This window comes from Arthrobacter sp. Soc17.1.1.1 (assembly GCF_036867195.1).
Taxonomy (GTDB): Bacteria; Actinomycetota; Actinomycetes; order Actinomycetales; family Micrococcaceae; genus Arthrobacter_D.
In genome coordinates, this window is the sequence record NZ_JBAJII010000001.1 from 3,730,477 (window position 1) to 3,743,978 (window position 13,502).

General features: G+C 71.6%; 11 protein-coding genes. 3 read left to right on the plus strand and 8 right to left on the minus strand.

The genetic code is table 11. The features are described 5' to 3' along the window. Positions 1 to 68: 68 nt before the first annotated feature. A complete protein-coding gene (locus V6S67_RS17485) occupies positions 69 to 2,321 on the minus strand; it encodes a putative bifunctional diguanylate cyclase/phosphodiesterase (protein WP_334211448.1) in 2,253 nt (750 codons plus the stop codon). A 148-nt stretch (positions 2,322 to 2,469) separates the two neighbouring features. Between V6S67_RS17485 and V6S67_RS17490 the strand changes: the two genes are divergently transcribed. After that, positions 2,470 to 3,255: a class I SAM-dependent methyltransferase gene (locus tag V6S67_RS17490; RefSeq protein ID WP_334211449.1), complete on the plus strand. Its 786-nt coding sequence runs from the start codon at positions 2,470 to 2,472 to the stop codon at positions 3,253 to 3,255. A 65-nt stretch (positions 3,256 to 3,320) separates the two neighbouring features. After that, positions 3,321 to 3,716 carry a DUF7793 family protein gene (locus tag V6S67_RS17495; protein ID WP_334211450.1) on the plus strand — a complete coding sequence of 132 codons (396 nt, stop codon included), beginning with the start codon at positions 3,321 to 3,323 and terminating at the stop codon, positions 3,714 to 3,716. Between the two features lie 14 nt (positions 3,717 to 3,730). On the opposite strand, the gene V6S67_RS17500 is transcribed toward V6S67_RS17495, so the two are convergent. Further along, on the minus strand, positions 3,731 to 5,209 hold the full coding sequence (locus tag V6S67_RS17500) for an MFS transporter (RefSeq protein WP_334211451.1): 1,479 nt from the start codon (positions 5,207 to 5,209) through the stop codon (positions 3,731 to 3,733). 89 nt (positions 5,210 to 5,298) lie between these two features. Between V6S67_RS17500 and V6S67_RS17505 the strand changes: the two genes are divergently transcribed. After that, positions 5,299 to 5,859, plus strand: coding sequence for a TetR family transcriptional regulator (locus V6S67_RS17505; RefSeq protein WP_334211452.1), 561 nt, complete (start codon positions 5,299 to 5,301; stop codon positions 5,857 to 5,859). A 46-nt stretch (positions 5,860 to 5,905) separates the two neighbouring features. Here V6S67_RS17505 and efeB read toward each other — a convergent pair whose 3' ends face one another. The 6 genes from efeB to V6S67_RS17535 all read right to left on the minus strand — a co-directional run bounded on the left by efeB (position 5,906) and on the right by V6S67_RS17535 (position 13,414). After that, on the minus strand, positions 5,906 to 7,180 hold the full coding sequence (gene efeB, locus V6S67_RS17510; protein ID WP_334211453.1) for an iron uptake transporter deferrochelatase/peroxidase subunit: 1,275 nt from the start codon (positions 7,178 to 7,180) through the stop codon (positions 5,906 to 5,908). Between the two features lie 3 nt (positions 7,181 to 7,183). Then, complete coding sequence (gene efeO / locus V6S67_RS17515) at positions 7,184 to 8,386, minus strand: iron uptake system protein EfeO (protein WP_334211454.1); 1,203 nt, start codon at positions 8,384 to 8,386, stop codon at positions 7,184 to 7,186. Further along, complete coding sequence (gene efeU, locus V6S67_RS17520) at positions 8,383 to 9,231, minus strand: iron uptake transporter permease EfeU (RefSeq protein WP_334211455.1); 849 nt, start codon at positions 9,229 to 9,231, stop codon at positions 8,383 to 8,385. Before efeU ends, efeO begins: the two co-directional genes overlap by 4 nt. Positions 9,232 to 9,307: 76 nt before the next feature. Further along, positions 9,308 to 10,753, minus strand: coding sequence for a phytoene desaturase family protein (locus tag V6S67_RS17525; RefSeq protein WP_334211456.1), 1,446 nt, complete (start codon positions 10,751 to 10,753; stop codon positions 9,308 to 9,310). Positions 10,754 to 10,799: 46 nt separating this feature from the next. Continuing rightward, the gene (locus tag V6S67_RS17530) at positions 10,800 to 11,909 is read right to left on the minus strand and encodes a lipid II:glycine glycyltransferase FemX (RefSeq protein ID WP_334211457.1); all 1,110 of its coding nucleotides are present in this window, start codon (positions 11,907 to 11,909) and stop codon (positions 10,800 to 10,802) included. Continuing rightward, a complete protein-coding gene (locus V6S67_RS17535; RefSeq protein ID WP_334211458.1) occupies positions 11,906 to 13,414 on the minus strand; it encodes a glycosyltransferase family 87 protein in 1,509 nt (502 codons plus the stop codon). The genes V6S67_RS17530 and V6S67_RS17535 overlap by 4 nt, the downstream gene beginning before the upstream one ends. Between the last annotated feature and the right edge of the window lie 88 nt (positions 13,415 to 13,502).

The following is a 13,502-nucleotide window of genomic DNA, read 5'->3' on the forward strand; positions in this document are numbered from 1 at the left end:
GGGGCCGGTGAGGCGTATCTCTAGCCGATCCGCTAGCCGGACCGGTTGCGAGGCGGGCCCGCGCACCCTCAGGTGCGTGCTGCCCGCGCGCCGCGCGCACCGATCCAGGCCGAGACCTCCGCCGCGGGAAGCGGCTCGGAGACGTGGAAACCCTGGGCGAGATCGCACCCCAGCGCCCGCAGTTCCTCCTGCGTCCGATCGTCGCAGACGCCTTCGGCCACCACCCGGAGGCCCAGACTGTGGGCCAGGTCGATGATCGACCCCACCAGTCCGACGGCACGCTGGTCCTCCTGCATCGCGACGACGAAGGACCGGTCGAGTTTCAGTTCGTCGACGAGCAGGTCCCGCAGGTAGGCCAGGGAGCTGTAGCCGGTCCCGAAGTCGTCGATGGAGATCTGGATGCCCTCCGCGCGGAAGCGCTCGAGGATCGAGGCGGTGCCGGCCGGTGTGGACATGAGCACGTCCTCGGTGATCTCGAGCATGATGCCCGACGGCGGCACGTCGTGCTGCCCGAGGAGCGTGAGGATCTGATGGGGCAGGCACGGGAGGATGCAGGAGCCCGACAGGTTGACCGCCACGATCACGTCGAGGCCTTCGGCCCGCCACCGTGCGGCCCGTCGGATGGCCCGCTCGAGCACGAGTCCCGACAGCGCGGGCATCAGGCCGGCCTCCTCGGCAAGGGGCAGGAACGCATCCGGGGAGAGGCGGCCCCTCGTCGGGTGGTTCCAGCGCAGCAGCGCCTCGACGCCCACGACGCGGTCGTCGGACAGGGAGACCTTCGGCTGGTAGTGCAGTTCGAACTCGTTCCCGGCCAGCGCCGTCCGCAGTTCCTGGACCGTCCGCAGCCGCAGCTCGCCGTCGTCGTCGTCCGTCACGTCGTACACGTGGTGCCCGCTCCGCCCGGACTTGGCACGGAACATCGCGATGTCCGCCTTGCGCATGAGCGGGCCCAGGTCGGTGCCGTGCTCCGGCGTCAGGGCTATCCCGATGCTGGCGCTGACCTCGAGGGAAGCGCTGCCCACCAGTACGGGCTCGGCGAGTTCGGTCTCCAGCCGCAGTGCGGCCGCCACCGCCTCCGCCTCGGTCACGCCCTCGAGGAACACCGCGAACTCGTCGCCGCCGAGCCGCGCGAGCAGGTCGTCCGGCCGCAACTGCGCCGCGAAGCGCCGTCCGACCTGCACGAGGAGTGCGTCCCCGACGTCGTGCCCGAGTGCGTCGTTGACGTGCTTGAAGTGGTCGAGGTCGAGCAGGAAGAGGGCGCCCGTGCTGCCGCCCGCGAGCCGCACCGGCACATCGGTGAGCAGGGCCCGGCGATTGGGGAGGCCCGTCAGCTCGTCGGTCCTCGAGAGGACCACGAGCATCCGGTTCCGGAAGACCAGCGGTACCACCGCGAGGGCGAGGGTCGAGGCGGCGAAGAGCACGGCGAGGAGCGGGATGCGCGCTTGGCTGCCGACGACCAGGACGGCGAGCGCCGCCGCCGTGGACACGACGGGCGCCGCGAGTTCGGGGACACCGCGGCGCTGGTGGAGTGCCGCCCGGCCGGTGTCCGCGGCGCCGTCCACCCAGACCGCGATCGCGATGACGCCCGCCACCCAGCCGATGTCGATGATCGAGCCGACGGCGTAGTCCTGCATGCCCAGGGCGTAGGCGACGTCCGCGGCCGAGAACGCGAGCACGCCGCCGATGAGGACCGGCCAGCGGGGGCCGACGTCCAGACCCCGCGAGGCGAGGATGCCGCCGATGGCGGTGATGAGGAGGAGGTCGAGGAGCGGGTAGACGACAGCGATGATCACCTCGAACGTGGTGCCGGCTGCGGCCTCCGCGGTGAGGAGCGGCGCGAGGATCAGGGCCATGATCGACGCGGCTCCCAGCGCCCCGACGACGCTCTCGAGCAGCAGCGGCCAGAGCATGCTCCTCAGCTTGCGGACCACCACCACACCCAGCGCCCCGAGCATGAGCGGGTAGAAGGCCAGATATGCCACATCTGCGAAGGAGGCGTAGGCCAGGGCGTCCTCGCCTGCCAGCGAGGCCGCATAGTAGGCGTCCCCGGCGGTGTAAGCGGTGACGGCGGCGCCGCCGAGCACGACCTGGGGTTTCGCGAACCGGGTCCGGACCGCCGCGCTGACGCACAGGCCCACGCCGGCCAGCTCCGTCAGGATGGACAGCCAGCCGTCCATGAGCGGGTCGAAGGTCTCGGGATCACCGAGGAGGAGCCCCGCGGCATAGATCGCCAGGAGGGTGAGCATCCCGGCCATCAGCGGGCCGACATGGCCCGGCCGCGCGGTGGGTCGCCTGTCGGCGCGGGCATCGTCGCGCCGCATGCCACTCCCGTCCTCGCTGTGCTCCTATGGTGTGAACACCATAGGTGGACGTGGCGGCAGCCGACGGGATCTTCGGTCCCCGGTGGCGGTATCCTGCGAAAATACTTGGCTTGGGGCAACAGTTCCCCGCCGTCGGTACCCTCGTCCTATGTTCACCATCGTCGATCAGCTCCGCATGGTGCCCGAAGTGGCCCGCCTCGCCAGGCTGACGCCGCGCGATCCGGTCACGGCGTGGGAGGGGTACTGGAGCCGCGTGCGGACCACCGGGACGCAGGGCGAAGTGCTGTGGGACGCGGAGATCGGCGCGGAGGCGGAGCAGTACGCGCACGCCGTCGACGGCTTCATGGACCATGCTCTCCCCGTCATCGACGTGGGCTGCGGCAACGGGCGGTGGACGCGCTGGTTGGCGGACCGCTTCCCCTCGGCCCTCGGCGTCGACGTCGCCGACAGCGCCGTGGAGCGCGCGGCGGCCGAATCCGCCCATCTGCCGGCGGTCTCCTTCCGGACGCTCGACCTCACGGCGCCGGGCGCGGGCAGGCTGCTGCAGGAGGAGCACGGGGAGGCGAACGTCTTCGTCCGGGGGGTCTTCCACGTCCTGCGTCCACGGCAGCGCAAGGATCTCGGCAGGAACCTCCGGGACATCGTGGGCAGCCGGGGGCGCGTCCTGCTCACCGAGACCAACTTCCGCGGGAACCCCCTCTCCTACATGCACAGCCTCGGTGCGAGGCCGGGGAGCATCCCGGCGCCGCTCCGCCGGGCGATCGGCGGCATCCCGGTGCCGGGCCACTTCGGGTCCGCCGAGCGCCGCGCCGCGTTCCCCGACGGCTCCTGGACGGTGCTCGCGGACGGCCCTGTCACCATCGAGGCCGTGCCGATGGGCGGGCGGACCAGCACCGGCATCCCCGGATACTTCGCTATGCTGGACGCTCGCTGATCCTCGGTCTCACAGGGACGCACGGCCCCCGGCCCGGAAGTCTCAGCGCCGTTAGGAGATGGGCCATGACCGCACAACCGATCGGGGGCGGCAAGGCCACCCTCGCGCTCCTGCCCAACGGCATCCTCCACCTCGCGTGGGACAGGGACTGCACCATCACCGCGGAGGACGCCGAATCGGCCATGGCCGCCGTCAACGGGCTGGCCGGCGGGGAGGGACACCCCATGCTCGTCGACATGGAGACCACGCGGACCGTCACCCGTGGGGCCCGTGCGGTGTTCGCGATCCCCTGCGCCGCATCGCGGATCGCCCTGCTGGGCTCGTCGCCCGTGGACAGGATGATCGCCAACTTCTTCCTCGGCGTGAATTCGCCCCCCTGCCCCACCCGGTTCTTCACCTCGAGGCACCTGGCGGTCGCCTGGCTGCAGGGTGAAGCGCACGAGCACCCCGCCAGTGCCTGACGCGCCGGCACCGCCTAGCCGAGATGCACGGCCTCGTTCGACGTCGTGAACGCGTCCCGCGGCACATTGATCATGAACCAGGCGACCGGCGACGCGAGCGCCAGGGCGATCGCTGCGGCGAGGAAGACCACGGAGTAGCCGTCCACGAGGGGCTGCAGTCCGCCCGCAGCCCCCGCTGCGCTTCCCGCACCCACGGTGTACAGCGCCGTGAAGACCGCCGTGCCGATGGATCCGCCGATCTGCTGGGTCGCGGTGACCGCGGCGCTGGCGACCCCGGCGTCGCGCGGGGCGATACCGAGCAGGGCGACGTTCTGGAGCGGCACGAAGACGAGGGCGAGGCCGATGCCGAGGAGGATCTGCGCGGGGAGCACCTCGAGCGCGTACGAGCCGCCCACCGTGATGCGGCTCAGCAGGAGCAGCCCGGCGGCTGCGATCAGGGGACCGGCCGTCATGAGGATGCGGGGACCGACCGTGGGCAGGAGCCGTGAGACGATGCCCGCCGACACGATGATGGCCGCCGTCATGGGCAGGGACGCCAGGCCGGACACGAGCGGACTCATGCCGAGGACGATCTGGAAGTGGAGCGTCAGGTAGAGCAGCGCGCCCAGCAGCGCGGCGCCGACCGCCACGGAGGACAGGTACGCACCGGCACGTGCGCGGTTCGTGATGATGCGCAGCGGGAGCAGCGCATGCGCCGACCGGGACTCGACGAGGACGAAGAGGGCCAGCAGGACCACCCCGAGGGCGAGGAAACCGAGGGTGTCGGCCCGGACCCAGCCGGCCTCCGCCCGGGAGAAGCCGTACACCACGGAGGCGAGGCCGAGGCTGACGAGGACGGCCCCCGGTACGTCGTAGCGGGTGCTCCCGTCGGCACGGCTCTCGCGGAGCACCGGGATGCCGACCGCGAGGGCCACGACGGCGATCGGCACGTTCACGAGCAGGCACCAGTGCCAGCTGAAGTACTCGGTCAGCACGCCGCCGAGCAGCAGGCCGACGGCGGCCCCGCCACCGGCGATCGTCCCGTACACGGCGAAGGCCCGCACACGGTCCTTGCCGCCGGGGAAGGTCACCGACAGGATCGCCAGCGCCGCGGGAGCCAGCAGTGCCGCGAAGGCCCCCTGGAGGCCACGGGCCACGAGCAGCATCTCGCCCGAGGTCGCGATGCCGCCGAGTGCGGACGCGAGCGCGAAGCCGCCCATGCCGATGAGGAACGAGCGCTTCCTGCCCCAGAAGTCGGCGATGCGGCCGCCGAGGAGGAGGAGGGCGCCGAAGGTCAGGGCGTACAGGGTCACCACCCAGCTGCGGTCGCCGTCGGACATGCCGAGCTCGGCCTGGGCCTGCGGCAGGGCGATGTTGACGATCGTCCCGTCGAGGACGACGGTGAGCTGGGCGAGCGCCACGATGGCGAGCACGAGCCAGCGGTTGGCGGGGGCCTTGGGAGCGGCGCCCTCGAGGGTGGATGGCCCGGGCGAGCCCGGAGTGGGGACGGACATGGATCTCCTCATAGTGGTGTGGCCTCCGACAGTAGGGCGGGCCCGGCCTCAAAGTCAAACGAACTAGTTCGTTTGGGTATACTCGAGGAATGCACCCGACGACGGACGTACGCTCCCGCATCCTCCTGGCGGCGCGGTCCGAGTTCGCCACCTACGGGCTGGCGGGGGCGAGGATCGACCGGATCGCGAAGGCGGCCTCGGCCAGCAAGGAGCGCCTGTACGCGCACTTCGCCGACAAGGCCGCCCTGTTCCAGGCCGTCCTCGACGCCAACGCCGCCGAGTTCCACGCGGCCGTGGCGCTCGACCCCGCCGATGTCGCGGCGTTCGTGGGGGCCGTCTTCGACCACGCGCACGAGCACCCGGACATCCTGCGCATGCTCACCTGGGCCCGGCTCGAGGGGATCGACTACGACCTCCCGGGCGGTGCCGAGCCGGACGCCAAGCTCGCGGCCGTGCGGCGGGCACAGGACCTCGGCCACATCGACGCGTCCTGGACCCCGGAGGAGTTGCTCCCCATCCTCTTCGGCATCGCGCAGGCCTGGGTGCAGGCTCCCCTCGTCGCCCACCGCAACGCCGCCCGCACGCCGCTGTCGGCGCACCGCGCCTCCGCGGTGGAGGCGGCCCGGAGGGTCCTCGCGCGCAGCGCCTGAGCCCGCTCGCGCCCCGGGCCCGGTCCCGGTCCCGACGCCGTGGGTATCAGGACTCGAAGAGCCGTGATCCTACGTAGTCACCCTCCGTGGCCCCGCCGGGTACGGCGAAGATCGCCGATCCCACGTGGCGGATGTACTCGTTGAGGAGATCCGACCCGGCCAGGCGTGTCTGCACCGGGATGAAGGCGCGCTCGGGGTCCCGCTGGAAGCAGATGAAGAACAGGCCGGCATCGAGCCTGCCGAGGTCGTCGTTGCCGTCCACGAAGTTGTAGCCGCGCCGCAGCATGCGGGCGCCACCGTTCGTGTCCGGATGCGCCAGCCGCACGTGCGCGTGCTCGGCGATGACCGGCTGCCCGCCGCTGCCGGGCAGGGAGAAGTCGGGCGCCGCGAACTCGTCGCCGCCGGACAGGGGCGCCCCCTGGCCCTTGGTCCTGCCGATGGACCGCTCCTGCTCCGACAGGCGCGTGCGGTCCCACGGTTCGATGTTCATGCGGACCTTGCGGGAGACGAGGTACGAGCCGCCCGCCAGCCAGGCCTGGTCATCGCTGCCGCCCACCCAGACGTGCTCGTCGACGCCCGCGGGGTCCTCGGCCTTGAGGTTGGCCGTGCCGTCCTTGAACCCGAAGAGGTTGCGCGGTGTGACCTGGGCGGTGCTGGTGCTGGACGTGCGGCCGAAGCCGAGCTGCGAGTACCGCAGGGAGGCACGCCCGAAGGCGATGCGGGAGAGGTTCCGTATGGCGTGCACGGCCACCTGGGGGTCGTCGGCGCATGCCTGGATGCACAGGTCCCCGCCGCTGATGCGTTCCTCGAGCATGTCGCCGGAGAACTTCGGCAGCTCCACGAGGGCCCGGGGCCGGCGGGCGGCGAGGCCGAACCGGTCGGTGCCGTCGGCGGTGGTGAACAGCGTGGGGCCGAACCCGAAGGTGATGGTCAGACCGGAGGGGCCGAGGTCCATCGCCTCGCCGGTGTCCTCGGGCGGGGCCTCGTAGGGTCCGGCGTCGGGAGCGTATGCGCCGGCACTCGCCCCCTGGCTCATGCGTGCCGCGGCGGTCGTCCAGTCCCGGAGCAGGCCGATCAGTTCCGTGCGGGAGATGTCGTCGACGTCGAACGCCGCGAAATGCAGGCGGTCCTGCGCAGGGGTGGTGATGCCCGCCTGGTGGTCGCCGTAGAACGGGTAGGTCAGCGCGGCGGGATCGGTGGGGCCGGCCGACGCCTCCGGAGCGGCGCGCCCCGCCGCCACGCCCGCGCCGACCCCCGCTGCGGCGCTGGCCCCGGCGAGGGTCAGCGCCCTCCGGCGCGAGATGCGGAACGTACGGGCCATGGATCAGCCCAGCAGGGCCGCGGTGATGCGCGACAGGGGCTCGCTGAGCGCGTTGACGCGGTCGGAGAGCGCCTTCACGTCCTCCGCGGTCAGGTCGCCGTAGGAGGCGTACGCGATCTCGCGCTGGGCGGCGTCCGGCGCGCTCGTCCGATGCCTGTCGAGCTCGGCCGCGAGGGAGGTGAAGTCGTCGTCGAGGGTGGCCACGAGCTCGGGGTCCTTCGCCTCGAGCAGGTCCCTCAGTCCGTCGACCAGCACCCGGGCACCCTCGACGTTCCCCTGGAAGTCCCAGAGGTCCGTCCCCGACCAGATCTCCTCCTCGCCGGTGACCTTGCCGTTGGCGACCTCGTCCATGAGGGCGATCGCCCCGTTGGCGAGCTGGTCGAGGGACAGCTCGATGTCCTGGATGCTCGTGTGCAGGGTGGTGGTGTCCTCGACGAGCTGCGCGGCCACGGCCTCGCGCTCCGTCGGGGTCAGGGGCGTGTAGGCGGCGTCGGCGGGCGGCCAGAGGTCCTTCTCGATGCGGTGCCAGCCGGTCCACTCCTCGCCCTCGGCGAGGTCGGCCTCCCGGTTGTCCAGCTTCGGGTCGAGGTCGCCGAAGCTCTCCGCGACCGGCTCCACCCGCTCGAAGTGCATGCGGGTGGTGGGGTACAGGCGGCGGGCCTCGTCGTCGTCCCCCGCGACATACGCCGCGGCGAAGTCCTCGGTCCCGGTGAGGAGCTGGTCCACCTGGTCCTTCACGTAGGCCTTGTAGTTGACCACGGCGGCGTCGATCTGCGCCTGTTCGTCGCCCGTCGCCTCGACGGCCGTCCCGGAATCCGTCACCGTGAACTCGGCGCGCCCCACGCCGTCGCCCACCATGCCCGGCTTGCACACCGTGTAGTAGGACCCGGGCCTGGCGTTGACCACCAGGTTGCGGCTGATGCCCGGGCCGATGTTCTCGACCTCGGAGACGATCCGCAGGCCGTCCTCCGCGAGAAGGTAGAACTCGGTCACCTGGTCGCCGGAGTTGGTGATGGAGAAGGTCAGCGGGCCGCTCTCCGCCGTGGCGGCCGAGACGGCGCACTCCTCGGCGGTGCTGGTAACGCTCAGCTGCCCGGGAGCGCCCTCGGCCGTCTCCGCGGAGGCGTTCGGTGTGCAGGCGGTCAGGAACAGGAGGCCGCCGGACGCGGCGGCGGCGAGGGTCTTCGACAGGCGGGCGGTGGTCACTGGACTCCTTGGGGGGTACGGGACTGCGCGGCGGGAGCGGGCGCACGGCGCACGCTCTGCCGGATGAACAGGGTCATGGTGGGGATGGTGTAGGCCAGCCAGGCGATGCCCTCGAGCCAGGTGGTGGCGGGGGAGAAGTTGACGGTGCCCTTGAGCAGCGTGCCGTACCAGCTCGACGGCGGGACGGCCGCGCTCACGTCGAACATCAGGGTGCCGAGGCCGGGCAGGATGCCCGCCTCCTGGAGGTCGTGGACGCCGTAGGAGAGCACCCCGGCCGCGACGACGATCAGCATGCCGCCCGTCCACGTGAAGAACCTCGAGAGGTTGATGCGCAGCATCCCGCGGTAGAACATCCAGCCGAGCACCACGGCGGAGGCGAGGCCCAGGGCGGCGCCGACGATCGGCTGCGTGGTCTGTCCGGTGGCCTGCACCGCGGACCAGAGGAACAGGGCGGTCTCGAGCCCCTCGCGTCCGACGGCGAGGAACGCGACGACTACGAGGCCCCTGCCGCCCGCTGCGAGGTGGCGGTCCACCCGGCCGTGCAGCTCCCCGCGCAGGTTCCTGGCCGTGCGTGCCATCCAGAACACCATCCAGGTGACGAGGCCCACGGCGATGATGGACAGGGTCCCGCCGATGGCCTCCTGTGCCTCGAACGTGAGTCCGTGCGTGCCGTAGGTGAGCAGCGCACCGAAGCCGAGGGAGAGCGCTGCGGCGAGCGACACCCCGAGCCAGATGCCCGGCAGCAGGTCCCTGCGCCCGATCTTCACGAGGTAGGCGACGAGGATGACCACCACCAGGGCGGCCTCGAGGCCTTCGCGCAGGCCGATCAGGTAGTTGGCGAACATGGTGGGCTTTCTTGCCGGGAAGGGCCCTGTCGGCAGGGTGAGGCAAGCATAACCTAACCTGGCATGCGTCCTCGGGTCAGCGCTGCAGTCCCAGCGCCGGCACGGGCAGCCCGAACTCCTTCTTCAGCGCGAGCCTCGCCGCGGTGAGGCCGGCCATGCCGTGCACGCCCGGCCCGGGCGGCGTGGACTGGGAACAGAGGTAGACGCCCTTGATCGGCGTCGCCCACGGCTGCAGGGACGGCACGGGCCGGGCGACGATCTGGCGAAGGTTCACGGCACCGCTGCTGAAGTCGCCGCCCACGTAGTTGGCGTTGTAGGCCTCGAGCGCGCTCGCCGTCGTGGTGTGGCTCCGCACGACGACGTCCCGGAAGCCGGGGGCGAACCGCTCGATCTGCGCCGTGATGGCCTCGGCCATGTCCCGGGTGGAGCCGCGCGGGACATGGCAGTAGGTCCAGAGCGTGTGCCGGCCCTCCGGTGCACGCGTGGGGTCGAACGACGACGGCTGCGACAGGAGGACGTACGGGCTGTCCGGGTGCCTGCCCTGCCTGACCTGCTTCTCGCCGGCCGCGATCTCCTCGCGCGTCCCGCCGAGGTGTGCCGTACCCGCCCGGTGCAGCTCCGGATGCGTCCAGGGGACGGGACCGGACAGGATGAAGTCCACCTTGCAGGCCGCGTTGCCGTAGGTGAAGGCGGACAGGGCGGCCGCGTAGGCGCCCGGGAGGCGGCCCCGGGACATCGACTGGAAGGTCTTCGGTGCCACGTCGAGGAGCACCGCCCGCGCGTCCGACACCTCGGCGAGGGTCTCGACCCTGCTGTCCGTCACGATCTCGCCGCCGTGCTGCCGCAGATCGAGGGCCAGCGCGTCGGCGATGGACTGCGAGCCGCCGACGGGGATGGGCCACCCGACCGTGTGCGCGAGGAGGTTCAGCACCAGGCCGGCCCCGGCACCGGTCAGTGACGGCAGCGTCCCCACGGGGTGTGCCATGACGCCCGTGACGAGGGCCCGGGCCTCGTCGGTACTGAAGCGGCGGTTCCACGAGGGCAGCCCCTGGTCGAGGACGGCGAGGCCGAACCGCACCGCCGCCGCGGGCTTCTTCGGGATGCGCAGGACGGAGTTCAGCGTGAAGGCGAGGATGCCCTGCTCGCGTTCGGTGAGCGGCCCCAGGAGGCGGCGGTAGGCGTCGCCGTCCACGCCGAGCCCTGCGACGGTGTGCTCCAGGCTCCGGTAGGCCACTCCCGCCCGGCCGCCGTCCAGCGGGTGGGCGAAGGAGACCTCGGGGACGGCGAACCCGATGCGGCGGCTCAGCTCGAAGTCCCGGAAGAACGGTGAGGCGAGGGCCATCGGGTGGACCGCGGAGCAGAAGTCGTGGAGATGCTCCTCGTCCATGAGGTGGAGGGACCGCGATCCGCCGCCGATCGTCGGCGCGGACTCGTGGAGGCGCACCGAGAGTCCGGCGCGCGCCATGACGACGGCGGCGGCGAGCCCGTTCGGACCCGCACCGACGACCACGACATCTGGCATGAGGCTTCCTCTCCCGCCCGCCGGGGTCCGTCCCCGCCGGGCCCTGCTAGCTGTGCCCGGCGGACGCACCGACCGCGTCCCGCTTCCCCCCGATACGCCACGGGAGACCCGCGGCGCGCCGCACGGCGGCCCGTGCGACGGCCGGTGCAGCGCGGCGCGCGGCGAGCAGCGAGGCGACGGCCGTGTAGCGCACAGCATCCAGGGGGATGTCGTAGGTGGTGGGGACCACCACCACGTTCTTCGAGAAGTTGCGCTTGAAGGTGGTGACGTTCGCGAGGCCGGGGTAGTTCTCGCTCGCGATCCCCGTCAGCCCGCACGCCGTGTTGCCGGCGGCCTTCAGCACGCGGAACGCCTCCCACAGCAGCAGGTAGGGCGCGAACGTGGAGCGGGCCTCGAGGGTGCTGCCCGCGAAGTAGTACACGGAGTAGCCGCGGTACTCGGTGGTGATGAGCCAGCTGAGCGCCACCCCGTCGCGGTAGGCCACGAGGAGCCGGAGGTGGTCGCCGAGCTCGGTCAGCAGCGTCTCGTAGTAGGAGGAGTCGAAGGCCTGGAAGCCGTCCCGTGCCGCGGTCTCCTGCATGATCGGGAACAGCTCGGCCGCGAACACCCCCGTCCATTCCTCACGGGGAATGTTCCTGACCTCGACGCCGTTGCGCTGTGCCCGGCGGATGCTGTTGCGGGCGTTCGGGCGGAAGCCCTTCAGGAGATCCGCCTCACTCGGCGTCAGGTCCACGACGATCTCCCGCTCGTACCACCCGTGCTCGATGGGCCCGGTGGCCGGCGCCTGCAGGGTGGCGACCTGCATCCGCGCGTACAGCGGCGTCACTGCGGGGTGCTCCCGGAACTGCTCCCGCACGGTCTCCATCAGCAGCCGCTCGGCGGCGGGCGTGCGCTCGGTGAACCACACCGGGCCGTTGACCACCACCACGGACTCCCTGAACCGGCGCACCACATGCACGAAGCTCGCCGTGGCCACGATGGCCCCTGCTGCGTCCGTGTACGCCCAGATACCGAGGGGCGCGCGTCCGAGGGCCCGCTCGAACCCGATCCACTGCGGGGACTGCTCCAGGGGGATCACCACGTCCGGATGGGCAGCGGCCAGGCCCTCGAAGGCGTCGGCGTCGAGGAGGGTGTAGGTCAGGGGTGCTGCGCTCACTGGTGATCTTCCGCTGGTCGGTGACGGTGGTCCTGCAACCCTAGCCGAGAAGGGCTGCCGGACCCGGATGCCTGCGGGCGGCGCCTGCGGTGGAAGGTCGTCCGGTCCGGCGCCCGGTCGAACGGCCCGCCCTGCGGATCGTCGATGCCGATGCGCCGCACGATGTCGCGGTGCGGATCGAGGATCTCCCGCACCACGACGCCCACTACGTATGCCGTCATGAGTATATGAGCTACGACCGCCCAGGCATACAGCCCGAGTCCGAGATTGTGCTCGGGCACTCCCCCGCTCGTCCGGGCCCCGAGATAGAGCCACACGGCCCACCAGTGGAGCATTTCGACGAGCTGCCAAGCCAGGACCACGCGCCAGCGTGGTACGGCGAGCGCGATCAGCGGTACGAGCCAGAGGGCGTACTGCGGCGAGTAGACCTTGTTGCACAGCACGAAGGCGCCGACGATCAGGAGGGCGAGCGACGCCAGGCGGGGACGCCGTCGTGCCCGCAAGGCGAGGACCGCGATACCCAGGCAGGCGAGCGCGAAGAGGGCCGCAGCCCCCGTGTTGACGGCGTCCGGGGAGAGCACGGGGGCACCGGCCTCGCGGGCGAGCGCGTTGTACACGTACCAGCCCGAGGAGAACCCGGCGTCGCGCGTCTCGGAGAAGGTGAGGAAGTAGCCCCAGGCAGCCGGGTCGCGGAGCAGGAAGGGCACGTTCACCGCGAGCCAGGTAACGGTGAGGCCTGCGAAGGCAGCCACGCAGGGCCCGTACCTGCCGGTGCGGATCGCCAGGACCAGGACCGCGCCGAGCACCAGGACCGGGTAGAGCTTCACCGCCGTCCCGAGCCCCCACAGGACGCCCGCGAGCACCGGCTGGTCGCGGGCGAAGGCGAGCATGCCCGCCGTCGCCAGCAGAACCGCCCACAGGTCCCAGTTGATCGTGCCGGAGAGGATGATGACCGGCGAGGCCGCGACGATCGCCGCGTCCCAGGGGCGTCGACCGGCGAGCCGGAGCGTCGCGAGCACGGTCAGGATCCACACCGCGGCGACGAACACGGCATTGACGTCGAAGTACACGAGCGACGCCGTCGCGGACGCCGCATCCCCGGCGATCAGATCCACGAGGAACGCCATGGCGGACGCGAGCAGGCCGAGGAGGACGGGGTACTCGAAGAGGGCACCGGGTGTGATGAACGGGCGGATGCCTTCGCCCAGTCCCCGGCTCTGGTAGAGCTCGGTCCAGTCCGAGTAGCACGCGCGGTAGAAGTAGTCGGGTGCCCTCCATCCGGTGAGCCGGCAGGGATTCTTGGCGATCACCGCGAGGACGGCCGAGAGGACCGTGAGGAGGATGAGCACACGCTCCACCGTGAATCGGTGCGGTGACACACGCCCCGGATCGGAGTGCCGGCCGAGCGGTCCGCCGACTCCCTCGACGAGCCGGCGGAGCAGCGGGTCGGCCCGGCTCGGGATGCTGATGCGGTACGGTCCGCGTCGTCCCGCACCCGAGGTCATCCTCCGAGCCTAGCCGTCGATGGCATCCACCGGTCCGCCGGCCCGGGGCGGGCTTGACGCATGCGGGCCGGGAGGGCAAGGAATGCAT

Excerpts from the sequence above, each read along its gene's own strand:
- V6S67_RS17485 (WP_334211448.1), bottom strand. The coding sequence starts at position 2,321 with ATGCGGCGCGACGATGCCCGCGCCGACAGGCGACCCACCGCGCGGCCG.
- V6S67_RS17490 (WP_334211449.1), top strand. The coding sequence starts at position 2,470 with ATGTTCACCATCGTCGATCAGCTCCGCATGGTGCCCGAAGTGGCCCGC.
- V6S67_RS17495 (WP_334211450.1), top strand. The coding sequence starts at position 3,321 with ATGACCGCACAACCGATCGGGGGCGGCAAGGCCACCCTCGCGCTCCTG.
- V6S67_RS17500 (WP_334211451.1), bottom strand. The coding sequence starts at position 5,209 with ATGTCCGTCCCCACTCCGGGCTCGCCCGGGCCATCCACCCTCGAGGGC.
- V6S67_RS17505 (WP_334211452.1), top strand. The coding sequence starts at position 5,299 with ATGCACCCGACGACGGACGTACGCTCCCGCATCCTCCTGGCGGCGCGG.
- efeB (WP_334211453.1), bottom strand. The coding sequence starts at position 7,180 with ATGGCCCGTACGTTCCGCATCTCGCGCCGGAGGGCGCTGACCCTCGCC.
- efeU (WP_334211455.1), bottom strand. The coding sequence starts at position 9,231 with ATGTTCGCCAACTACCTGATCGGCCTGCGCGAAGGCCTCGAGGCCGCC.
- V6S67_RS17525 (WP_334211456.1), bottom strand. The coding sequence starts at position 10,753 with ATGCCAGATGTCGTGGTCGTCGGTGCGGGTCCGAACGGGCTCGCCGCC.
- V6S67_RS17535 (WP_334211458.1), bottom strand. The coding sequence starts at position 13,414 with ATGACCTCGGGTGCGGGACGACGCGGACCGTACCGCATCAGCATCCCG.